Origin of the sequence: Massilia mucilaginosa, from assembly GCF_011682145.1 — a bacterium.
Lineage (GTDB): Bacteria > Pseudomonadota > Gammaproteobacteria > Burkholderiales > Burkholderiaceae_D > Telluria_A > Telluria_A mucilaginosa.
In genome coordinates this window covers 1-22,665 of record NZ_WHJH01000025.1, presented here as the reverse complement: position 1 = coordinate 22,665, position 22,665 = coordinate 1, and the positions used below count along the sequence as shown (strand labels likewise).

Genomic DNA, 22,665 nt, shown 5'->3' with positions numbered 1-22,665 from the left:
GCTAGCGTCCCATGGTCGGAATCAGCACGAAGGCGCGTTCGGCCAGCTGCATGATCTCGGCGCCGAACCAGCGCCCCAGCATGGCGACGGTGAGCGCCACCGAGAGCAGCTTGACCACGTAGGGCAGGGTCTGGTCCTGCACCTGCGTGACCGCCTGCACCAGCGAGACCAGCACGCCGAACAGGGTCGCAATCAAGAGCGGCGGCGCCGAGATGACAATGGCCAGCCACAAGCCCTGCTGGAAGAATTGGAGTGTGTCGCCCATGGTGTGCCTCGCGGTTGGTGGATCAGAGATACGACATGGCCAGGGCATTGAGCAGCTTGCCCCAGCCCCCAACCATCGCGAACAGCAGCAGCTTGAGCGGAATCGTGATGGTTTGCGGACTGACCTGCTGCATGCCGAGCGCCATCAGCAGGTTCGACAACAGCAGGTCGATGACGACGAAGGGAATGTAGATCAGGAAGCCGATCTGGTAGCCGGTCTGCAGTTCCGAGACCACGAAGGCCGGCACCAGCACCAGCAGGTCGCTCGAGGTGGCCGCTTGCGCCATCTCTTTCGGCCACAGTTTTCTGGCCGAGTCGAGGAACAGCTCGCGCTGGTCCGGGTGGGAAAAGCGCAGCATGAAGGCGCGCAGCGGTTCGACCGCTTCGCGCGCCTGGGTCAGCAACTGGCCGCTCTGGGCGGCCCCGCCGCGCGTCTCGATGGCAAGCGCCCGGGTGCCGACCTGCTGCGCGGTCGGCGCCATGATGAACATGCTTACGGCCAGGGCGATGCCGTAGATGGCCAGGGTCGGCGGCACCTGCTGCACGCCGATGGCGTTGCGCAACACCAGCAGCACCAGCGAGATTTTCAGGAAAGAGGTGGTGACGACGACGATCAGCGGGATCAGCGACATCATCCCGAGCAGGATGGCAAACGAGACGACGTCGTACTGGCTGCCCATCATGCCGCGCTCCATTCGGTGATGCGCACGCCCAGGGCGCCGTCGATGTCGACCGCCTCGGCGCGGCCCAGCAGGTGCCCGGCGCAGCGGATGTCGAGGGCGGCCGGGTTGGCGCCGGCCAGTTGCAGGACGCTGCCGACGGCCAGGCTGCGCAGGGCGCCGAGTGTGAGCGTGAGCTTGCCCAGTTCGATGTCGAGCGTGGCCGGCAACTGGTCGAGCGCGGCGGCGTGCGGCTCGGGCGCCGGCTCATCCTGGGGCAAGGCGTCGTCGTTGTCGATGTCGTCGTCGTTGTCGTTATGGTTGTCGATGTCGTTGTCGTGTATCGGTTCCATGCGGTTCTCCAAAGCTAAAATGATCAAAGTGCCCGGCGCCTGGTAGCGCACCCTGGCGCGCAGTGCGCCCAGGCCGACGTGGCCGCAGCCGTTGCAATCGAAGGTGCCGGCGTCGGGCAGCAGGGCGTCGCCGGGACGCAGGCTGGCCAGCATGGCGTGCGGCAGGCGGTGCCGGGCCAGCCGCAGCGGCAGCCGTAGCGGCAGGGCGGCAAAGGCCTCTTGCGGGGCTTGCAGCGGCAGCCAGCCGGGGCCGGCCAGCAGGCGCAGCCAGTCGGCGGCGCTGGCGCGGGCGTGCGTCGCCACCAGGTGTCCGCCGCTGCGCAGGGTCAGGCGCAGGGTCGCCAGCGCAGCCGCCGGGGCGTCGGCGACGCCTGGCGCCAGGCTGTCGGCGCCGGCCAGTGGCGTGCCGGCCAGGCGGGCGCACACGGCGCCCTGCAGCCAATCCCAATGCGGTCCGTGCTGGTGTTCGCCCAGGTCGATGCCGGTGAGGGCGCGCAGCAGGCGCGCGCCACGGTCCAGCGCGATGCTGCCGAAGCTGCCGTGCACGGTCAGCGGATCGATCCACGCCGGCGCGCTGTCGACGGCCATGTGCAGCGCCAGGACGGCGTCCGGGGCCAGCGCCGGCAGCGCTGCCTGGCGGCCCAGGCCCAGCCGGCGCGTCAGTTCGGCCTGGACGCGGCCGATGCCGGCCACGGCCAGCGGCCTTGGGTTGATGATGGGGGAGCTCGGCATGGTCATGAATCCGGGTAGGCCCGCGGCGCCGCGATGGCGGCGCCCGCATGGCGGATGGGATCGGGCGCTACAGCACGGCGATCCGCACATCCTTTTGCATACGTTGCTGCAAACGCCGTTCCAGTTCCATTTTGTTTTGACGCAGGCGCCGTTCGAGCACGCCGCCGCCGGCGCTGAGCATGAAGTGCACGCCGCCTGCCACGGGCTGGACCACCACCCCGAGCGTCTGGCCGCAAGGCAGCAGCAGTTCGAAGATGCCTTGCTGCTGGTGCAGTCCGAGCAGGGCCTCTTCGACGCCGGCGTCGCCGCTGGCGGCAGCGCTCCCGACGCCGGCCACGGCGCCGTTGCCGCCATCGGGCTCGCCACCCTGGCAGCGTTCGCGCAGTGGAGCGAAGGCGTCGATGCATGGTGCGTGCGGGTCGGCGTCGGCCAGGTCGGTGGCGGCGCGCTCGCGGCGCGCGTCGGCATGGCACGCGGCCTGGGCATCGCGCATCCTGGCGCGCGCCACTGGCGACGTGGCGGTGGCGGCCGGGGTGGCCCTGGGGGCGGGGTGCGGTGCATAGCGCGGCGGTGCCGGCCGGCGTACCGGCGGCGGCGGGTCGTCCTCGCGCGCCGGGGCGGGAATGCGGGCTCGTAGCTCAATCGTCATGGCGGCGCTCCGATTCCTTGATGTGCTGGCGCAGGATGTCGAGCTTTTCCTGCTGGCGGCGGGCCTCGGCGAGCCGGTGGTGGGCGGCGAAAAACGCGCTGCCGGCCGCGCGGCTCTGGCCGGCGCGCTCGCGCCATGCCAGCAGGCGCTGTGCGGTGTCGCGCTTCATGCGTTCGTAGCCACCCTGGGCGGCGCGAAACTGGCGGCTGTCGGTTTCCATCGCAAAGAAGCGGGCGCGCGCCTGGCGCCAGTGCTCGGCGGCGCCCTCGCGCGCGTCGCGCCACGCCAGTTTGGCCAGGCGCAGTGCGTCCCGCCGGCCGCGCCAGTGCTCGCGCGCCTCGCGCCGCTCGCGTTCGAAGCGTTCAAGGCGCTGCTTGCGCACGCCGAGCAGGCGCTCGATGGTGCGGTCGGGAACGCGCGGCTCGGCCACCTCGGGCGCTTCGCGCCGCGTCCCCGCATCAGCGCGGCGCAGCCTCACGCCGCCAGCGCCGCGAGGCGTTCGAGGGTCTGCGCGAACGGGGTCTGGCCGCTGGTGTCCTGGCGCAGGAAGTCGGTCTGGGCCTGGCGCAGCGCCACCGCCTGGTCGGCCAGCGGATCGCCTCCGCTGCGGTATTCGCCGAGCCGGATCAGCAACTCCATCTCCTGGTAGCGCGATTGCAGCGCGCGAAAGCGGAATGCCGCCTTGCGGTGCGCGCTGTCGGTCACGTTGCCCATGGTGCGGCTGATGCTGGCGAGGATGTCGATGGCCGGGTAGTGGCCCTGTTCCGCCAGTTTTTTGCTGAGCAGGATATGCCCGTCCAGCAGCGACTTGGCTTCGTCGCCGATCGGGTCGGACGCCGATTCGCCGTCGACCAGCACCGTGTACATGGCCGTGATGGCGCCTTCGGCGGTGGCGCCGGCGCGCTCCACCAGGCGTGGCAGCATGGTGTAGACCGAGGGCGTGAAGCCGCCGCGCGCGGGCGGCTCGCCGGCGGCCAGGCCGATTTCGCGCTGGGCGCGCGCGAAGCGGGTCAGCGAATCGACCAGCAGCAGGACCTGCTTGCCGCGCGCGCGGAAGCCTTCGGCGATGGCGGTGGCGGTAAACGCGGCGCGCGAGCGCTCCATCGAGGTGCGGTCCGAGGTGGCGCAGACGATGATGGTCTTGGCGACCAGTACGGGGTCGAGTTCATGATCGAGGAATTCGTTTAGTTCGCGGCCACGTTCGCCGATCAGGCCGAACACGATGGCGTCGGCCTGGCAGCCGCGCGCTACCGCCGCCATCAAGGTGGTCTTGCCGCAGCCCGGTCCGGCGAATATGCCGACGCGCTGGCCGCGGCCGAGCGTGAGCAAGCCGTCGATGGCGCGCACGCCGGTCGGCAACGCGGTGGCGATGCGCGGGCGGTCGACGGCGGCGGGCGCCTCGCGCACCACCGGCACGGTTTCGCGCCAGGACCCCGGGCGCAGAGGCGGGGCGTGCGGGGAGCGGAACAGCACGCGCCCGAAGCCGTCCAGCACGCTGCCGAATAGATGCTCTCCGCTGTCGACGGTGTGCACGCGCCCTAGCGGCTCGATCAGGGTGCTGCGCGAGACGCCTTCGAGCGGGCTCAGTCCCGACAGCAGGGTGGCCTGTTCCGAGAAACCGATGACTTCGGCCAGCATGGGTTGGGCGCCCGGACTGTGCAGGTGGCACAGTTCGCCGATGCGGGCCGGCGGCATGTGGGCCTCGATCAGGGTGCCCAGCACCTGTGCCACGCGGCCGAAGCGCTGCAGTCCGGGCGCCGCCGGCAGGGCGGCCAGCCAGGACGGCGCCTGGGCCGCCAGCTGCGCCAGGCGCCGGGTGGCGCCAGCATCGCGCGTCACCAGATCACCTCGATCTTGCGCTTGCCGAAAAAGGTCGCGCGGCTGGGCTGGATCGCCACGAGGCGCACGCCCTTGTAGTCGTCGCCGACGTACATGCGGGCGCCATCCTGCGTTACCACGCTGGCGTTGGCGCCCGAGATCACCTGGCCGATGCGGAACGGCAGCATCGCTTCGGCCGTCACCGCCTTGGCATGGATCGGGAAGGTGATGTTGTGTTCCTTGATGAAGCTGCCCAGGATGCGCTCGAAGCGCGCGCTTTCTTCGTCGTCGAGATGGGCTTGCATGGTCCAGGACCGTTCGCCGAGCGCCAGGTCGAAGCGGTTCAGCAGCTCGGCGTCGGCCAGGCGCTTGCGGAACAGCGCGGCCAGGTCCGGCGCGGCGGTGGGCGCGCCAGGCAGGCCGGCCTGAGCGGGCGCGGGGGGCGGCGCAGGGGCGGCTCGCATGTTCACCGGGGAGGACGCGACGGCCGATGGCGGCGGCGGGCGCGCGGTCAGCGCGTAGGCGGTGGCGGCCAGCATCGCTGCGAGCATGGCCAGCAGCGCGCCGATCCCGCGCCGGCGCCAGCGACTGCGGCTGCGCAGCGGCGGCGTGGCGGCGGGTTCGTCGTCGGCTTCGCGTCCATCGAATTCGGGCTCGGGAGCGGGCAGCGGCGGTGGCGCTTCCCATGGCGCGTCCGGCCAGGCGATGGCCAGCCAGATGTCGCCGACGCGCGCGCAGTCGCCGGCGCGCAGCTCGACCAGTTGTTGCGCTTCGCCGCGACCGGCGCCGTAGATGGCGCCGCCGCAGGCGGTCAGCAGCCAGGCGTCGCCGTCGGGCGAGAGCAGCGCGTGCTCGCTTTCGATGCCGTGGTCGGCCATGACGATGTCGGCCGCGTCGCCGGCGCCGAGGGTGACGGACTGCCCGTCGAGCGGCAGGGTGGCGCCGCGGTGCAGGCCGTTGAGGATGCGTAGTTCAAGCATGGTGTGGTCTCTGTGGCTGGTTCGATACCGGTGAGTGCCCGCAGGTGCGCTTTGGTTCCGGCCTCGCATGGCTGCGCTGCGGCGCGCCACGGACAAAGTGATGCGACGCGCGCTGTGGGCGCGGGCGCTCTCGCGGTTCCGTCGCGGCGGCGGCGCGGGCGGGCGATTTCCTCAACGTTTTTCAAAGTCTCACGAATGCTCATGGTTCGGCGAAAACGCGTTTCATCGCTGCTATCTTGGCGTCCATGGTGCTGCGACACCGGCACGGCCGATACGCACAGCACGCCCCCTTCCCGCCATTTTGGAGAACCGCATGATGACTATCGACTACGCCGCCACCCAGGCCGCCGCCAACCCCGCCATCGACGTGCGCCGCCTGTTCATGGCGCACCGCCAGCATCTGGTGCGTTTCGTGCAGCGCTACACGCGCAGCCTGGAAGACGCCGAGGACGTGGTGCAGAACACCTTCATCGAAGCCATGCGCTGCGCCGACCGTTTTTCGGGCTTGTCGAAGCCGTCGACCTGGCTGTTCGGCATTGCGCTGAACCTGGCGCGCAACCAGGTGCGCCGCAACAGCGCCGATCTGTACGAGACGGTGGAGGAAGGGTTTATGGAGCAGATCGCGGACCAGTTTGCCAATCCGGCCGACCGCTTCGAGTCGCGCCAGATCACCCTGCAGGTCGACTCGCTGCTGCGCAGCCTGCCGCCGAAGATCCGCGAAACCTTCGACGTGGTGGTCAACGGTGATGCCACCTACGAGCAGGCGGCCGAGTACTTGTCGATCCCGGTGGGCACGGTGCGTTCGCGCGTCTCGCGGGTGCGCGCCGCGGTGCGCGAGCAGTTCGGCAGCATGGCGTAGGAATGCCATTTCAGCATGCCATTTCAGCATGCCGTTGTCGCCGCATTATCGTTTTTTGCAGGGGCGGTGGCCGAACTTCTCAACGATGCTCAAAACCGCAGGAAGATGCGCGGCAAAGGCCCGAAGACGGTGTTTTTCCTGATACATTGTTAAATGAAAATTTGAAGCTCTTAAAGTTATTCATTCGCCACTGCTATCACTCCATGGAGGAATTGTCATGATGTCCGCGCCTGTTTCCAGCACCGTGTCGTTGCCCGCCGCACCGGCCGTCGACGTCCAGCGCCTGTTCATCGAACACCGCCAGCACTTGGTGCGTTTCGTGCAGCGCTACACGCGTAACCTGGAGGATGCCGAGGACGTGGTGCAGAGTACCTTCATCGAAGCGATGCGCTGTGCCGACCGCTTTGCCGGCATGTCGAAGCCGTCGACCTGGCTGTTCGGCATTGCGCTGAACCTGGCGCGCAACCAGGTGCGCCGCAACAGCGCCGACCTGTACGAGGCGGTGGAGGAGGGCTACTTCGAACAGATCAAGGACCAGGGCGCCAATCCGGCCGAGCTGTGCGAATCGCGCCAGATCAGCTCCAAGGTGGACGCGTTGCTGCGCAGCTTTCCGCCCAAGATCCGCGAGACCTTCGACGTGGTTGTCAGCCGCGACATCACCTACGAAGAGGCGGCCGAGTACCTGGAGGTGCCGGTGGGTACCGTGCGTTCGCGCGTTTCGCGCGTGCGCGCCGCCGTGCGCGAGCGCTTCGGCACGGGCGCCTGAGCGCGTCGTACACAACGCGGAAGGCGGCACCATCGTCCGTGCCGAGCGAACGCTGTTTTTACCGCGCTGCCCTGCAAACCGATTGGCGGCGCCTCGATCCAAATGCGGCGGCGACCGTCCTGCACATTCTTTTCGACCACGCCTTTCTCCCAGCCTGACGCCACGTTGCAGAAGTCCGCATCGAACAGATAGTAGGCGCACATGACCGCGAAGCGCGCGTTGACGATCCGGCCCCTGCCCTTGTTGACCTTGACCACCGCCGACTTCATGTTGTCGTAGATGCCACGGCGTGGCACCCCGCCCGGCGCCGCGAACGAACGGGTGTGGGCATCAAACAGGTTTTCGTGACCCTGACTTGGATAGGCAGCCAGCCAAAATGTCCGGCCGGCGCACAGCTTCAGTTGCGAACCCTGCATGCGCGGGTAAATTCGGCCGACCACCAGACCCTTTTCGCTCCAGTCAAACTGGAATGACACGAAACTTGTGACACGTCCGATCACAACCGGACTGGGCTGCCGGGCGGACGGGGGACGCAAGCCGAGTTTGAGATCGCGGCCGGTCTGCGCAAGCCGGTCGTCGCCTTTGTCGGGCCGGGCGATCAGGGCGGTGCGTATCGCTTGACAGCCTCTTGCCGCATGCCGAGATCATCCACGACGAAGACGCCCTTTGGGAAACGCTGCACAAAATGCTGCCGCCGCTCGCCTTGCCCCGACCGACACATACGGCGCTGCGTGACGTGTACCACACGGATGCAGCACAGGTCCATGCCTGCTCGATGCATTTCCCCCAACACTTTTGCGATCCGGATGAGCGAAGCGCTCGCACAGGTCGTTCCCGGGATCAAGGACAAGTTCAAGACTGGCGGCGTCAATCCCTGCCCGCACGACTTCGTCCGGGGCGCCGGGGATCTCGCCGGTGTGCTGCGCAAGGCGGAGGTGTTCGGCCGCTAAGATCAGGGATTCTCGGATCCCGGATCGGCGCCGCCGTCGGTGAGCGGCAAGAAGGGGATAGTCGCCTGTATCAACGTGCCCGGCTTTGAAGGCCAGGGGCATATCGACTTGTGGGACGGTACGGCGCCCGCCGGGGATGCGTATTGGAAGGCTGATCCGATCTGGTTCTGGATATTGGCCCCCTGATCAAGGTTTCCGCGAACTTTTCTATAGCTTGAAGATCACCGATTCGACAAAGTATTCGAAGTTTCCGGCATTGCCCTGGGCTGATTTGGGCGCGCTCTGCGCCAGGGCCAGCGCCTCGGTGGTGCCGTGGATCTTGGGATCCTTGGTGGCGCCAGCCAGCACGCCCAGCCGCGAACTGTAGCCGGAGGCCGGGGCTGTAAAGAAGAAATGCCCCAGGGTGATGACAAAGGCCTGGTTCGGGTCCACGTAGGCACAGGCGTCGCCCAGTTGGGTAGTCGCGGTCTCGCATAAAAAGGTGGCCCCGCCGGTGAAGGCCGAAACCTTGACCAGCCGCTCGCGCACGTGTTGGGCATCGGACGAATTGACGGCGCTAAACCATTTGCCCAGGGCGGCATGGACGGCGGGATCATTGTCGTCAATCCCCTTGATTGCCAGGGCCAGGCCCTGTTTCGCCTCGCTCATTGCTCCTTTCGCCGCAGCCAGTTGGGTGGCAGTGCAGGCAATCGGCGTCGCGCCGGCGGAAGCGGCCGCGATCGCCAGCAAGAGGCCGCAAAGTATTGTCTTCGCATAATTGCTCATGGTTTCTCCTCATTGAAGCACATCAAAAAGTCAGGGAGGCGCCTCCGCTTTTCACGACGGATTCATATTTTCCGGGGTCAGGAAGTCATTCACACTGTCCGGCCAATAGGCCTGGCCGTTGCGGTCACTCTTGAGGACGGCAAGCGAGTTCGGGCCAAGCATGCTTTGTGGACTGGCCAGGTATCAGACGAAGTCCGCGTGGCGCAGCATCGGACCGGAGCGGAAACCGCGCACCGGATTCATCAAGTCGATGCGGCGCGGCAGCGGCGACTGGGCATGCAGCGGCACGCCGATGCGGTAGTCGGCAGGCGTTTGCTTGGCTTCGCTGCGCTGCATGACGAGATACAACGCAGGCGGCGGCTCGACCACCGCTTCAGCGGTCAAGGTCAAGGTCAGGCGGCAGTGAGGGGCCGGGTTCAGCGCCACGCTGACATCGGCCAAGTCTCCGGCCTGGGTGCTCCATAGCCTGGCCGTGTAGGTAGCAGGCAGATCGCCGGAGGTGCTGTCGCGTTTGCCGCACAGGGCGGCGCCGATTGTCAGCACGTCGCCGGGCGCCAGCCCGGCTGGGCTGCCATCGGTCTCGACCAGCATTGCCAGCGGCATTTCGTAGACTTTGCCCAGTCCGATCCACAATTCTCCGTCGCCCTTCTTGTCCTTCACCGCAAGGTGCTGGCCGAAGCGCAGCTCGCGCGGTGGGCCAAACACGGGAAGCAATCCGACCTCTAGCCGCGCCACCGCGCCTGTCTCTTTTGCCTCCAGGTCGCCGCCGGGCCCGGCGCCGCGCGCTTCCGCGGCCGCCTGCGCTAGTTCGTCCAACCTGCGCTCATAGGCAATGTCGAGCATCAGCGTGACAGTCCCGCGCCGGTTGACCCGTGCGCGGTCGCTCGACAGGATCAGCCTCAGGTCGCCCCGCTGGTCCGCGCCGGACAGGACGGTCAACTTGTCTCTGGCGCTCGCCGGGGAGCCGGCCAGGTCGCGGTCGTAGGCCGGATCGCTGAAGATCAATGTTGCAGGTGTTAAGGTCAGGGCGCCGCGCGCTTGCGCCATCGGATACAGAGGCATGCGCAAGGTCAGCGGCGGCCGTTCGGCATCGCCGGCGACCAGCCGCCGTTCGGCAGGCGTGGTTGTGTCAAGATCGCTGATGCTGCCCGCGGCCGGCTTTGGCCCTTGCGGCCGCGTCGATGAGGGCAAGACCATCCATTGCAGCTCAACGGCAGGCAGCGCCACGGATGCGGCGAGCGCCTTGCCGATCTCGGCCAGAACAGCGGGCGCCTGTGCCGGGGCATACTGTTCGCGCGGATCCAGCGTCAGGCTGACGGTCGCGGTGAGGATCGCTCCGCTCGCATCGCTGCTGTCGGCCCATTTCAAGGGACTGAAGCGGCGCGGCGGATTGGGCGGAGCGAGAGCGATCGGCGCCATCGAGGCGGTGACGATACCGCCGAACACAGGTGCACGGCCGGCGATGTCGCCGAGCTGCAGCGCCCTAATGCTGAACATGACCGTGGCCGAGACCGAGTCCTTGGTTTCAACGGAGAACTGGGCGATATTTGGCGTGCTTGCCAGGTCTTCATTGGCATAGGCACTGGTGACGACGAGCCAGTCGAGGTCCGGGGTATTTCCCCGTTGCCTGAGCACGAGTTTCGGATCGGCGCCAGCGGAATTGGTATGCTCGACATCGACATCGACATCGACGGCCGCCGCCAAGCCCAATTGCTTCAGGCTCGAGATGGCTTGAACAAGGCCGGCTTCAAGGGAAAGCAACATCGGCGCGGCGGTCAGGTCGAAATTGGGCAGGGCGAATGGTGGGAAACGCAAGCCGAGATCAGTGCCGTCGATCCACAGGAGCGCACCGGCGGCGGCGCGGATGGCCAAGACCAGGGCGTACGAGCGCTTGAGCGGGCCGATGCTCAATTCGGCATGCGCAGCAAGTTCGAGCGCAGCATCGCCTGCGACCCGAAAGGGCTCGTCCGGACTTGCCTCGGCGATAAGGAAGTAATGCAGGCGTACATGCGCCGCCCCGAACGCGGACGCGCCGCCGAAGGGCTGTTGTATGCCGAGGAAAGTCGGGACGGGAAGGGCGGTGCCGCCTGCCACCGCAATCTCGATCGACGCCATGCGCCGGATGCCTTCGGCCGCCACAGCAAGGGCGCGTCGGCGCAATTGCTCGGCCTTTCCCTGGAGTTCGGTGTTTAGGGTGCCGATCCCCAGTGTGCCGCCGGCGCTCACGAAAGCGCCGGGGATGCGAAGGGGGGGCTGAGAATCAGGTTGCATGGCGCCGACATGGTTTCGTCGGGTGTCACGCCGGGAGCGAAGGGCCCTGCGATGCGCGCCACTTCGACATGGGCTTCGCTCGGATGGTCGCCGTCGAGCGCCTTGCCAAGAAGCCCGCTGGACTCACCAATCAGATAGAAATGATTATTTGCTGGAAATCGGATGGCGATAAATGGTACGTGCGTCTCCTGTGACCCGGCGTGCGCGGATGGCCGCTGCGCAGAGCAAAACTGGCGATTGGCAAGGAACAAGCTGGAATGAGGGCAGCGCTGGTTGGCTGCTGATGGGCATGGCTGCCCGAACCGAAGGCTATCCGGCTTCGCGACAATTGAACAATGTGCGAGAATTTGGCGCTTCAGAACAGCGTATCATCAGGCGCCGGTCACAATACCGGCCGTTTTGACAGGCACTTCCACCGGTACATGTCGGTCACGGGTTAATATAGATCGCCAGTAAATACACTACGGTGGACTGGTTGCAAGCGGGAAAACGGCCATGTGCAATACCGTCTAAGCAACACTATGCTCAGAACGCCGAATCACGACCGTCCCTCTTATTGAACAGTGACCGGTACGGCCATCCACAATGCCGGGCAATCATAGCCTGGCGACAGTTCGGATACGTTTGTACAGCCCGTAACAGCTCATGGTATTTTTGATGGTCCCACGGCTATCGGCTGGAAAAAAATCTATGCAAAACACGATGTTACGAGTCGCGTTCATGATGGAGTGGGAGTGACTCTCGCGCTTGCCTGAACTGGCAAGCGGCCAGGCGATTTTCATGCAAAGCCCCTGATTCAGGGGCTTTGTTGTTGGAAGGCCTGTGTAGTAGCTTGATGCGCATCATGGATCCTGCCGTGTGCCTTCTGTAGCCTCGTCAGGACAGCGGCGGAGGGAGCGATGCGGAACGGCGCGATCGAGCACGAGGCGACAGATCATCACCTTGAAAACTGGCACGCGGCGCCGGTCGATGTCGTCCTGCGCAAGCTGGGCGTGGACGCTGGTTGCGGGCTGGACGATGCCGTTGCAGCGCAACGCACCATCGTTTATGGCCGCAATATAGTGCCCTCGCGTCCCGGGCGCGGGCCGCTGCGCCGCTTTTTCAGCCAGTTCAATAATGTGCTGATCTATTTGCTGCTGGCCGCGTCGGCACTTACCTTCGCCATCGGGGACCATATCGACGCGCTGGTCATCCTGGTCGTGGTGCTGATCAACGCCGTCATCGGTTTTTTGCAGGAGGGTAACGCCGAACGCGCCTTGCAGGGGATTCGCTCGCTCTTGCCCTTTACCGCAACGGTGTTGAGGCAAGGGCAGCGGCGCCAGTTGACGGCATCGGAATTGGTGCCTGGCGACATCATCTCTCTCGTCTCGGGCGACAAGGTCGCCGCCGACACCCGCCTGCTGGCCGCGCGCGGCCTGCGCGTCGACGAGTCGGCGCTGACGGGCGAATCCGGCGCGGTCGACAAGAACCCGGCACCGGTGGTGGCCGATACCGGCATCGCCGAGCGCACTTGCATGGCGTATTCCGGCACCATCGTGCGCCACGGCACCGCCACGGGCGTGGTGGTGGCAACCGGCGCCGCCAGCGAGCTCGGGCGCATCAGTTCCTTGCTGGACGACATCGAGCCGCTCGACACACCCCTGCTGCGCAAGATGGCCGCCTTCGGCCGCCGGATCACGCTCACGGTGCTGCTCATCGGCAGCGCCATGTTTGGTTTCGGTATGCTGGTGCGCAACTATTCCGCGTCTGAGATGTTCGCCGCTGCCGTCGGCTTTGCCGTCGCATCCGTGCCTGAAGGTCTACCCGCCGTGATCACGGTCACCCTTGCCATCGGCGTACGGCGCATGGCGCGCAGGCGGGCAATCGTCCGCCGCTTGCCGGCGGTCGAGGCGCTGGGCGCGGTGACCGTGATCTGCACCGACAAAACTGGCACCCTTACGCGCAATGAAATGGCGGTACGGGAAGTGATCACGCCGGACGCGAACCTCGATGTCAGCGCGGCAGGGTATGCACCTCACGGGCGCTTTACGTCCGCAGGGGTGGACATCGATCCCGGCGCGCACGCGCATTTGCCCGACATCGCGCTGGCCTGCCTTCTGTGCAACGACGCCCAGCTTCACCGCAGCGGCGAACAGTGGGAGCTGAGCGGCGATCCCACCGAAGGAGCCTTGCTGAGCCTGGCGATGAAAGCGGGACTGGACGAGCCACGCGAGCGCGCCGCCCATCCGCGCATCGATGTCATTCCGTTCGAGTCCGAACACGGCTACATGGCGACCCTGCATGCGTCCCGGGGCGGCGCCTGGCGCCTGTTCCTGAAAGGCGCGCCCGAGCGGGTGCTGCCCTTGTGCGACACCCAGAGGCGCTGCGGCCGCGACAGCGCGCTCGCAGCGCACGACTGGCAGCGGCGCATCGCGGCGGCGGCCGGGCAGGGGATGCGGCTGATTGCGGTGGCGATGCGTGCGGTCCCGGTTGAGCCCGCGACCCTCGGTTTCCCGGATGTGCAAGCCGGCCGCTTCACGCTGCTGGGTATTCTGGCCATGGTCGATGCTCCGCGCGAGGAAGCGGTCCAGGCCGTTGCCACTTGCCTGGCGGCGGGCATCCGCGTCAAGATGATCACCGGTGACCACGCTGCCACGGCGACGGCGATTGGCGAACAGCTTGGTTTTCCGCTGCCCGTGCACACGATCACCGGTGCGCAGATGGATGCGATGGACGATGTCCGGCTCGGCGCCGCGCTCGCCGCGACCGACGTGTTCGTACGCGCCGCGCCGGAGCACAAGCTGCGCCTGGTCAGGGCGCTGCAGACAAGCGGCGAGGTGGTGGCCATGACCGGGGACGGGGTCAACGATGCGCCCGCCCTCAAGCGCGCCGACGTCGGCGTGGCCATGGGTCGCAAGGGGACCGAGGCGGCCAAGGAAGCGGCCGAGATCGTACTGGCTGACGACAACTTCGCCACGCTCGCCGCATCCGTCGAGGAGGGACGGGTGGTCTACGATAACATCCGCAAGAGCATCGTGTTCACTTTGCCGACCAATGGCGGCGAGGCCGGCATGCTGATGCTGGCCATCTTGCTGGGGTTCACGCTGCCGATCACGCCGGTCCAGATTTTGTGGGTCAACATGATCACCGAGGTCAGCCTGTCGCTGGCGCTGGCCTTCGAAAAGCCCGAGGCGGACGTCATGGCGCGCCCGCCGCGCGATCCCGACGAGCCGCTGGTGAGCGGTTTTCTGGTCTGGAGAATCGTCTTCGTGAGCGCGCTGATGATGGGCGGATGCGTCGGCCTGTACCTGTGGGAGCTTGGGCACGGCGCCAGCCTGGCGCAAGCCCGCACCGTGGTCGTCAACACACTGGTGGTAAGCCATATCGCGTATCTGTTCAACACGCGCCGCCTGAGCGCCAGTGCGCTCTGCCGGGAAGGCTTCACGGGCAACCGGGTGGCCCTGCTCGGCATGCTGGCGGCGCTGCTATGCCAGGCCGCGCTCACCTATGCGAGCCCGTTCCAGTCCTGGTTCGGAACCGCCGCGTTGGGATGGGATGCCTGGGTCCGCATCGCCGGGTTCGGCGTGCTGCTGTTTCTGGCGGTCGAGGCCGAAAAGGCGTGGCGCCGCCAGGCCGGCGCACGCGCAACTGCGTGACCGGCCATGCCGTCCGGCTGCGCCGTTCAATCCAGGCCCAAGGCCTGCGCCAGCTTGCGGTCGCGCCGGTGGCGTAAAACAGCACCACCGGAATGGCATCGTCGAGGCGGACCGTGCGGGTTGGGCCAGGCTGCATGGCCGCGCTGACTCGCTCGCTGTTCCACCGCGATGGATCGGCCAGCATGAACTCGGCCAGTTCGGTGGGACGCTCCACCCGGATGCAGCCATGGCTCAAGTCGCGCCGCTCTTTGCCGAACAGTTCGCGCGCCGAGGTGGAATGCAGGTAAATGTTCATGGGATTCGGCATGGCGAACTTGACCGCCCCCAGCACATTGGGCCTGCCGGGCCGTTGCCTGACCCGCGCGGTCCCGGCCCGCAACGCCGCCAGCGAGGCGGCCTGGCCCATCCCATTGAGCGCGATGCGCGCCTTGGGTCGCGCACGGGGACGATTACGAATTCACGTCCGGCAAGGGCGGGACGCGCGCTGGCGCAACTTGGTCCGTCTCAGGCGCGTCCGATGGATCCTGCGTGGTGCCAGGTTCAAAAAACCGGTAGCGCTGCCCTCCCAGCAGCTTGGCCTGGTACATGGCCCGGTCCGAGCATCTGAGCAAGGACTCGACGTCCGCCGCATCCGATGGAAAGATCGCAATGCCTATGCTCGCGCGGATGCAGAACTGATGCCCGCGCAACGAAAACGGGCGCGCCAAAGTGTCCAGCAGTTTTTGCGCCAGCGGAGCGGCTGTCGCCCGGTTTTCCAGCGATGGGATCAGCACGGCGAACTCGTCGCCGCCGATGCGTGCGACGGTGTCGGAATGGCGCACCCCGGATTGCATTCTTTCGGCCAGCGCAACAAGCAGCTGGTCGCCGATGTAGTGGCCGAGCGTGTCGTTGATCGACTTGAAGCCGTCAAGGTCGAGAAACATCATTGCGATCAGCTGTTCCGAGCGCATGGCGCCAGCCACGGCCTTCTGCGCGATGTCCTGCAGCATGGCGCGATTCGGCAGGCCGGTCAGGAGGTCATGATAGGCCAGGTAGTGTTCGCGTTTGCGCCTGCTTTCACGTTCCGTGATGTCATGCTGTACCGCGAGGAAGTGACGAACGACGCCTTGCTCGTCGCGCAAAGGCGCCACCACTTCCTCCGCGATGTAGTGCGACCCGTCCTTGCGCCGGTCGACCATTTCACCGTGCCAGACGCGGCCGTCCCGGATGGTATTCCACAACTGTTGATAGAAAGCGCCATCCTGGCTGCCCGATTTGAGCAGCGCCGGCGTATGGCCGAGGAGTTCGGCGGCGGCGTAGCCGGAGAGGTCGCACAGGGCCTGATTTACCCACAGGATGGTTCCGGCGTCGTCAGTGATCATCACTGGCGTGGGGAATTCGACAAGGGCCTGTGTCATCAGGCCGTCCAACGCCGCGGTGGAAAGGACGGTGTGCATGGTTGGCTTTGCGACTGCTGTGCGGCCGCAGACCACGGCCAAGAAAAGTTTGGACCTGGATGCTTCCCGAAAGTTCACGAGCAAGCGACCGGCGCGGCGGCGAAAGAACAGCCATGAGTCCCGGTAGCGGATTTTTTCAGCGCTGCCCGGTATGGCGTATTGGCGCAGCTCAGGCGCAGGCTCCCGAAGTTCATCGGACGATTGATGTATCGCAGAGATCATGCGCTTTGCGCGCCTATCATCATTGCTTGACGCGGTGATATCGCATGGCGACGCATCCTTTCCGTACATCCACGACTACAGGGAGAACACAATGCCCGGCAACCTTCAGGGCCTCAACCGGCAAAGCACCTTGCCGCACTTTGATCCACTGCGCGAGATCGGCAACCTTTTCGATATGTTCGATGTCATGCGTCCGTTGCGGGCCCTTGCGGATCAACGCATGCGCATGGACGTCACGAAAACCGAGCAGGCCTGCCTCGTCAAGGCAGAAATGCCCGGCTTTCGGAAGGAGGACGTCGACGTGGCGGTACGCGCGGACGAAGTGACGATCAACGCGGCAAGCCAGGCCGGCCAGGAGCGCAGGGAGGGAGCGATGGTATTGCGCGAGCGCCACCAGGGTAGCGACTATCGCAGTTTCACGCTTCCTGGCTTGATCGACCACGACCGCGCCGCGGCAACCCTGAGGGACGGGGTTCTTGAGCTGCACCTTCCCAGAAAAGCGGGCAACGGCGTCAGGCAGCTCCCGGTCCAGTAGCGGCACGACATGGCCTGTTCTTAATGTTGTCATCCTTGGCGGGCAAGGCCGTCACCTCACGTTGTTGCCGGCTGACACGCACCCGGCACCGCGGGCAGACTATCCATTCTGATGAAGGACTACTTATGTACAAGACTATTCTGGTTCATGTCGACCAATCGGCGCGCGCCGCGCCGCGCAGCGCACCGATCTTGCGGCGCGCCTCGCATTGCAGTACGACGCGCACCTTGTCGGCACTGCGCTCACCGGCTTGTCTCCGTATGTGTTCCCGGTCGGCGGATGCGATCCCGGCATGCCGACGGTGGTTTTCCCGGTCGACGAGTTAAGGGCCGATGCCGACAGGGCGCTGGACGCATTCGAAGCGCGTGCGGGCGCGGCAGGGGTCACCGCACTGGAACGGCGCAGGATCGATGACGAAGCGGGAATCGGCGTGAGCATGCAGGCGCGCTACTGCGACCTGGTCATTGTCGGCCAGACCAGCCGCGACGAATTCGCCCCGCGCCTGCGTTCCGACTTTCCTGAATACGTCTTGCTCAATTGCGCCCGTCCGGTCCTGATCGTTCCCGCGAGCGGCATTGCGGGCGCAATTGGAAACAAGGTTTTGCTTGCCTGGAATGGCAGTGCTAATGCGGTGCGCGCGATCACCAGCGCTCTTCCCATGCTCAACAGCGCCACACAGGTCGATCTGGTGGTGATCAACGCGCAGTCCGAGGGAGATCTTCACGGGTCCATTCCGGGCGCGGACATCGGCTTGTATCTGGCACGGCACGGCGTGCGCGTCGAGGTGAGCGCGGTGGAAGGCGTTGCCGATGTCGGCGCGGCGCTGCTGTCGCACGCGGCCGACCGGGGCGCCGATCTGATCGTCATGGGCGCCTACGGCCATTCACGCTTCCGCGAAGTCATCATGGGCGGGGCGACGCGCACGGCACTGCGTTCTTCGCCACTGCCGCTGTGGATGGCTCACTGAGGCGGGTCAGGTGCTGGCGGGCTCGGTTCCCGGCCGTTGGTCCCGGCCCGCGCCTGCAAGATACGACCTGGTCCGGGGAGCGCTGACCACTGCCGGCGCGTCCGCGCAAGCGGTCTCCGTCGATTTTGCGCTGTTTCGGGTTGGCCGCAGTTTGACGCGGCTCAATCGTGCGACTGAACGATTTGCGCCGGGAGACATCTAATCTGATTCAGGTCTGCCAAGCCATGACCGGCTACCGTCCTCCAATGTGCATGCGCAATGCCAACCGTTCGGCAAGCGGCACCAGGCACCGCGCCGAGGGCCGGGCATGTCCGCATCGGGGCCTGTTGCATCATCCAAAAGGAGCGCCGCCATGCTCAGCAAGCCGAATTTTCCGATACGCATGCTGGCGACGCTCGCCGCTGCGCACGTTCTCGCAGGATGCGCCATGCCTGGCTGCGCTACCACGAATCCCGGCTCCTTTCCTCCAGGCCGGGACACACCCGGCGCCGAGGCGGGTGCACCGCGGTCGGGCCGGGGCGCAATGGACATGACGGCAATGTGCGCAATGTATCGCGACATGCATAGCGCGGCGCCGGGTCAGGGGCCGGCGATGATGGAGCGGCACATGAAAGGCATGTCGCCGGAAATGCGCCTGCAACAGATGGAAATGATGCGGCAGCGCTGTCAATGACGCCGAATGAACCCATTGGATATGAAACCGCTACAAACCGGTCTCGCTTTATCGGTGACCGCCGCCTTGTTTTACTCGCTCTGCACGTTCATCGAGATCGTGTGGCCAGCGCAATTCATGGCCTTCACGAATGCACTGTTTCATGGCATGGACTTCCGGGCGCTGCAATCCGTCGCGCCGCACCCCTGGCGGGATTTTTTCTCCGCCCTGACGGTCATCGCCTTATGGGCATTCATCATGGGCGCGTTCTTCGCGGCGCTCTATGGCGCGCTCGACAGGATCCGGTTGCACCGTTCGCTGAATTATGGATAAGAATCGGCCTGGCCGGCGTCATGACACTGGCGCCGGCCGCCAGAGTGCGGCCACGACGGGCAGGCTGGTGCCGCCGTGCTGTCGGATCGGGACGGCGACGCATGACGGCGTCGCAACGATCCCCGCCAGGGAGCCATGGGCGTTAGGGTCTGGCTTGCGGGCCACCAGCGCCTGGCTCTGCCTGGCGTTTCCGGCGCCCGCCACCCGGATCGGCATTCAGCAGGTGCCGTCCTGGTGACGCGTTTGCTGCATGCGATGCAGCGTGACGGCATCGGCTGCGGCATCGTTACCTTGTGCATCGGCGGCGGGCAGGGCATCGCCGTGGCAGTGGAGTCCGTCCAGGCTTGTCCGCAGAGCAAGGAAGTACGCATTGCGCGGAGTCGCCGCCTGCGCCATGTCGGCCCGCGACCTGGCGCTGTGTTGTTGCGCGAGGACCTGCCGCTCCCGGATGAACGCAGCTCTCGCGGCCTGGGCGGCCTGAGCGTAGGGTCAACAGGGGGGAACTCAACAGCCGGGCCGCAATTCCCTGGCACCACAAGGAGCATCGTCATGAGATACCGGAATAGCGCAACGCCTTGCGCAATCGCCGTCATTGCCTTTGCGCCGGCCACCCCGGCGGCGGCCAGGGACGCCCTCGGTACCACAGCGGCGCGGTTTGAACAGCAGTATCTGATCTTCGTGATCGATCACCACTTGGGGGCTTTGCGGATGGCGGAATTGGCGGCTGGAACCGAGGTGCACCGGTCCGCCGCACTTATGGAAAGTGCGTGGTTATGCAAAGCTGCAGTCGAACAACGCCGTACATGCAAGGCGCAGACCTGGTTTTGCTTTCCATAAAATGCCACGTCTCAGCCGAAAATGGCACGATCAGGATCAACTTTGAATGACCGCTAACGCCCCAAAGCTGCCTGTCAAGCCCGCGGGTCGATCCAGCCGATCATGCTGCCATCGGCGCGCCGGATCGCGACCACTTGGTGACGATGAAATCTGGTAGTCCAAAATCGTCAGTACATAGTGGATTTTAGGCGCTCGGGCAAGTCGGCATCGTACTTTAGACCATCAATTGCCCCATCACTCACCTCCGCAAGAATCTTCCCTGGACTCGGCAGATCATCCCGGGCGACGTGCATAGAATGATCCCAAAGGCTCGACCGCAGCACTGCACGGGAGCACTGGAAGAAAACAGCTTCAACCTTTATCACCAACACGGACCGAGGGGGCTTCCCATCAACACAAAACGTCGTAAGCAAGTCTGGGTCGAGGTGGATCGATGCTTTGCCCACAACCCGAAGTGTTTCCCCAATCCCAGGTATCACGAACAGGAGAGCAACGCGCGGGTCATGAAGAATATTGCGCAAGCTATCTACCCGGTTGTTTCCCCGCCGGTCCGGTAGGAGCAAGGTGTTCTCATCGTGAATGCGGACGAATCCGGCCGAGTCGCCTCGCGGCGACAGATCCATTCCCTCTGATCCACTTGTTGCGAGGAGTACAAAGGGCGCAGCCTCGATAAATTTCCGATACTGTGGATGCACGTAGGCGACTTCCTTCTTAACCGATGCAGCAGCAGGCGCACCATAAAGTCTCTCAAGCGTATCGATATCTGAGACGGCATAATTAGGGTCAAGCTGGATCACGTTGGTCTACCTCCTCATTACAAAAAACCGGAACGCTGACTTAGCAGTGCTTTGGCGCTGCGAACACCGGTTGAATTCTCAGCCGATTCCTGCCAATTGTACTTGACGCTTGCGCTGCGGTCACAACCTCGGCCGATACCGCGCTGAACAGAAACCCACATTTCAGTGGTCAAGCTGGAATGGCTCAGGCCAAGCGAGATGTGCAGGGATTCGGTCGGCGCCCAATCAGAGGTATTTCGCCCACATCGCGTTTGAGAATTTTCCATCAGGGTCCACCGTCCGCTTCAGGCGTCGGAGCGCTTCAATTTCGGGATATGCGAGTGCAAATTGGGCTCTCGTAGCGTGCAACTGATAGGGGAGGTAGTACCGTCCGCCATACCGCAATGCCGTCTCGATCATTGCCCGCGTCCACTCACCCACGGCGGCACATGCAGCTGCATTGGTCTTTTGCTTGTAGTACACCACGAACGAAAATACTTCCTCTTTAGCCCATGGCAGAAGCGGAACTGGGTCAGGGTTTGCGTGTCGCACAGATACGCTCAACACTTGCGCACGATGCTGAAGGATCAGCGCTGCCATTGCTCGGGTAAAGGTCTCGAAATGAACTACTGGAATAAAGTATTCCTGCAGGGCATAAGTGGACGTTGCGCGCGATGGTGGTTCTAGTTCGCGCACGTCCAGGCTGGCCTCGTGGTTACGCCACTTTACCGTGCCTTGCGAGCGAAGCAGAGGATGCAATACGTGTCGGACCAAGAGATCACCGCCCGGCACCTCGGTGGCCACTCGTAGCGCGCTTTGGCTAAGTCGATAGGACAGGCCGCGTGGCACCAGACGCGCCGATTCGGTCAACGCTTTGCTGGTGCGGCGCCACGAGACGGCTACTGGTTGATCGAAACGAGGCGGTAGCAGGTCTGCGTTATGCATAATGACATCGGCCGCATCGCGCACGTGGCGGGTGAAGTACGCACGATAGGTTGCCAGCTTGAGCGGCACAACTAGGCGTTCGATACGGCAGTTCTCCGTCAACTCAAGTTCAATCTCGGTGATGACGCCGACAGCGCCATATCCGCCGATAGCGGCGCGAAATAGTTCGATGTTTTCGTTGGGACTCGCGTCGATGATCGAACCATCGGCCAGCACAAGGCGCAGTGATCGCACCGTGCTCCCTACCGGACCGGTATCAGTGTATCGCCCATGCGCATTGACGGAGACGGCGCCGCCAATCGTGAAGTTCGAAAAGCTTTGCATGCTTTTCACCGCCAGTCCAGCGGGATCGAGTGTGTCTTGCAGGTCGCGCCAGGTCATGCCAGCCTGTACCCGCACCGTGCGCGCTGTCGGGTCAAAGCGCAGTAACCGATCCATCCGCCGCATGTCGAGGTGCAAGCCAAGGGCGACAGCAGTCTGGCCGCCCATGCTGTATCGTCCCCCGCCGACTGCCACTTTTCCTGTCCATCCCAGGACTTCACGCGCCACTTCTTCGGTAGACAACGGGACGACGATGCGGGCTACTTCGACGGGGTACAGCTGGCTGACGTTGGAGATCCCGAACGTAGGACGGGCCAGCACCGAAACGTGGCAGAGTGAGAGCAGCCCCGCAGACCCTAATGCCTGGGCTAGGAAAGTGCGGCGAGTCGTCGACATAAACATCGGGCGTAGCAAGCGGGATGCGACGTTTACCGGCGCCGCGCATGCTTGCAATGTGGTGAAGGAGATCACTCTAGCACCGAATCGTTACCCGGCCGCTCAGCGCATTGTCCTCATGTTTCAAGTTCGTGACAGTGCTCCATTGGGTAGCGTTGGTTGATACCTGCTCGATATCTGATTTTTTCCAGGTTCGCATTTGACCAGCGCACGTTCAACTTACTTGGAACAGCCGATTTCAGGCTATGTTGCCGCAAAAGGCCAACATTCCGGACCTCGGCCGCGCCAGTCCGTTTGCGCCCCGAAGCCGACAGTCGAACGCATTGCATTGTCGCGATAGTGTTAGGGAGATTCATTTACCTGTGCGCGACAGACGACGTAACGGCATTGTTCTTGGGAACACGTTACGAAAATTTCTCGTAACTGTTCAGCCTGAGTGACGATGAAATATACATGTTGTAAACGCCGGACGCTTCGTTCATCATAGCGGCATGGCAAACAAGCTCCCGCGTCCCGACCTTTCCAAGCTTTCCGAGTCCGACAA

20 protein-coding genes and 3 pseudogenes are annotated in these 22,665 nt (G+C 64.8%); 9 read left to right on the top strand and 14 right to left on the bottom strand.

The genetic code is table 11. The features are described from left to right. Position 1: 1 nt before the first annotated feature. From sctS to F2P45_RS36305, 7 genes are all read right to left on the bottom strand, one after another. On the bottom strand, positions 2-265 hold the full coding sequence (gene sctS, locus F2P45_RS19245; RefSeq protein ID WP_166878658.1) for a type III secretion system export apparatus subunit SctS: 264 nt from the start codon (positions 263-265) through the stop codon (positions 2-4). 22 nt (positions 266-287) lie between these two features. Beyond that, positions 288-947: a type III secretion system export apparatus subunit SctR gene (gene sctR / locus F2P45_RS19240; protein ID WP_166878656.1), complete on the bottom strand. Its 660-nt coding sequence runs from the start codon at positions 945-947 to the stop codon at positions 288-290. After that, positions 944-2,008, bottom strand: coding sequence for a type III secretion system cytoplasmic ring protein SctQ (gene sctQ, locus F2P45_RS19235; protein ID WP_166878653.1), 1,065 nt, complete (start codon positions 2,006-2,008; stop codon positions 944-946). Before sctQ ends, sctR begins: the two co-directional genes overlap by 4 nt. A 67-nt stretch (positions 2,009-2,075) precedes the next feature. Beyond that, positions 2,076-2,657, bottom strand: coding sequence for a hypothetical protein (locus F2P45_RS19230; RefSeq protein ID WP_166878650.1), 582 nt, complete (start codon positions 2,655-2,657; stop codon positions 2,076-2,078). Further along, positions 2,647-3,135, bottom strand: a complete 489-nt coding sequence (locus F2P45_RS19225; protein WP_166878647.1) for a hypothetical protein — start codon at positions 3,133-3,135, stop codon at positions 2,647-2,649. Before F2P45_RS19225 ends, F2P45_RS19230 begins: the two co-directional genes overlap by 11 nt. Beyond that, positions 3,132-4,499: a FliI/YscN family ATPase gene (locus F2P45_RS19220; protein WP_166878838.1), complete on the bottom strand. Its 1,368-nt coding sequence runs from the start codon at positions 4,497-4,499 to the stop codon at positions 3,132-3,134. Before F2P45_RS19220 ends, F2P45_RS19225 begins: the two co-directional genes overlap by 4 nt. Further along, a complete protein-coding gene (locus F2P45_RS36305; RefSeq protein ID WP_166878645.1) occupies positions 4,493-5,455 on the bottom strand; it encodes an FHA domain-containing protein in 963 nt (320 codons plus the stop codon). The genes F2P45_RS19220 and F2P45_RS36305 overlap by 7 nt, the downstream gene beginning before the upstream one ends. Before the next feature lie 313 nt (positions 5,456-5,768). On the opposite strand from F2P45_RS36305, the gene F2P45_RS19210 reads away from it, so the two are divergent. Together F2P45_RS19210 and F2P45_RS19205 are read left to right on the top strand one after the other, a co-directional pair. Further along, positions 5,769-6,314, top strand: a complete 546-nt coding sequence (locus tag F2P45_RS19210) for an RNA polymerase sigma factor (protein ID WP_166878642.1) — start codon at positions 5,769-5,771, stop codon at positions 6,312-6,314. 217 nt (positions 6,315-6,531) lie between these two features. Then, entirely contained in the window at positions 6,532-7,080 is a 549-nt protein-coding gene (locus tag F2P45_RS19205) for an RNA polymerase sigma factor (RefSeq protein ID WP_166878638.1), read from the top strand. Between the two features lie 89 nt (positions 7,081-7,169). Here the strand turns inward: F2P45_RS19205 and F2P45_RS19200 are convergent. Continuing rightward, a pseudogene (locus tag F2P45_RS19200) lies at positions 7,170-7,553 on the bottom strand (IS21 family transposase); the annotation flags it as partial. A 333-nt stretch (positions 7,554-7,886) separates the two neighbouring features. Here F2P45_RS19200 and F2P45_RS19195 point away from each other — a divergent pair. After that, on the top strand, positions 7,887-8,030 hold the full coding sequence (locus F2P45_RS19195) for a hypothetical protein (RefSeq protein ID WP_166878636.1): 144 nt from the start codon (positions 7,887-7,889) through the stop codon (positions 8,028-8,030). A gap of 207 nt (positions 8,031-8,237) precedes the next feature. Here the strand turns inward: F2P45_RS19195 and F2P45_RS19190 are convergent, their stop codons facing one another. Both F2P45_RS19190 and F2P45_RS19185 read right to left on the bottom strand, forming a co-directional pair. Beyond that, complete coding sequence (locus F2P45_RS19190) at positions 8,238-8,795, bottom strand: M35 family metallo-endopeptidase (RefSeq protein WP_166878633.1); 558 nt, start codon at positions 8,793-8,795, stop codon at positions 8,238-8,240. 183 nt (positions 8,796-8,978) lie between these two features. Further along, positions 8,979-11,066: a hypothetical protein gene (locus tag F2P45_RS19185; protein ID WP_166878630.1), complete on the bottom strand. Its 2,088-nt coding sequence runs from the start codon at positions 11,064-11,066 to the stop codon at positions 8,979-8,981. Between the two features lie 899 nt (positions 11,067-11,965). Between F2P45_RS19185 and F2P45_RS19180 the strand changes: the two genes are divergently transcribed. Then, positions 11,966-14,701, top strand: coding sequence for an HAD-IC family P-type ATPase (locus F2P45_RS19180; RefSeq protein WP_166878627.1), 2,736 nt, complete (start codon positions 11,966-11,968; stop codon positions 14,699-14,701). 238 nt (positions 14,702-14,939) lie between these two features. Here the strand turns inward: F2P45_RS19180 and F2P45_RS37285 are convergent. Continuing rightward, a pseudogene (locus F2P45_RS37285) lies at positions 14,940-15,008 on the bottom strand (hypothetical protein); the annotation flags it as partial. A 142-nt stretch (positions 15,009-15,150) separates the two neighbouring features. Beyond that, positions 15,151-16,359, bottom strand: a complete 1,209-nt coding sequence (locus F2P45_RS19170; protein WP_166878625.1) for a sensor domain-containing diguanylate cyclase — start codon at positions 16,357-16,359, stop codon at positions 15,151-15,153. Between F2P45_RS19170 and F2P45_RS19165 the strand changes: the two genes are divergently transcribed. The 5 genes and pseudogenes from F2P45_RS19165 to F2P45_RS36300 all read left to right on the top strand — a co-directional run. Further along, entirely contained in the window at positions 16,358-16,894 is a 537-nt protein-coding gene (locus F2P45_RS19165) for an Hsp20/alpha crystallin family protein (RefSeq protein ID WP_166878622.1), read from the top strand. The two genes, F2P45_RS19170 and F2P45_RS19165, sit on opposite strands and share 2 nt — an antisense overlap. A gap of 208 nt (positions 16,895-17,102) precedes the next feature. Continuing rightward, positions 17,103-17,861, top strand: a complete 759-nt coding sequence (locus F2P45_RS19160; protein ID WP_229505171.1) for a universal stress protein — start codon at positions 17,103-17,105, stop codon at positions 17,859-17,861. A gap of 352 nt (positions 17,862-18,213) precedes the next feature. Next, the gene (locus F2P45_RS19155) at positions 18,214-18,534 is read left to right on the top strand and encodes a hypothetical protein (protein ID WP_166878618.1); all 321 of its coding nucleotides are present in this window, start codon (positions 18,214-18,216) and stop codon (positions 18,532-18,534) included. A gap of 6 nt (positions 18,535-18,540) precedes the next feature. Then, entirely contained in the window at positions 18,541-18,846 is a 306-nt protein-coding gene (locus F2P45_RS19150; protein ID WP_229505170.1) for a DUF5676 family membrane protein, read from the top strand. A gap of 216 nt (positions 18,847-19,062) precedes the next feature. Then, positions 19,063-19,185 (top strand): annotated as a pseudogene (locus F2P45_RS36300) (acetyl-CoA C-acyltransferase); the annotation flags it as partial. 665 nt (positions 19,186-19,850) lie between these two features. Here the strand turns inward: F2P45_RS36300 and F2P45_RS19140 are convergent. Continuing rightward, a complete protein-coding gene (locus F2P45_RS19140) occupies positions 19,851-20,477 on the bottom strand; it encodes a pyridoxamine 5'-phosphate oxidase family protein (protein ID WP_166878833.1) in 627 nt (208 codons plus the stop codon). A gap of 228 nt (positions 20,478-20,705) precedes the next feature. Further along, positions 20,706-22,196, bottom strand: a complete 1,491-nt coding sequence (locus F2P45_RS19135; RefSeq protein ID WP_370663281.1) for an FAD-binding oxidoreductase — start codon at positions 22,194-22,196, stop codon at positions 20,706-20,708. Between the last annotated feature and the right edge of the window lie 469 nt (positions 22,197-22,665).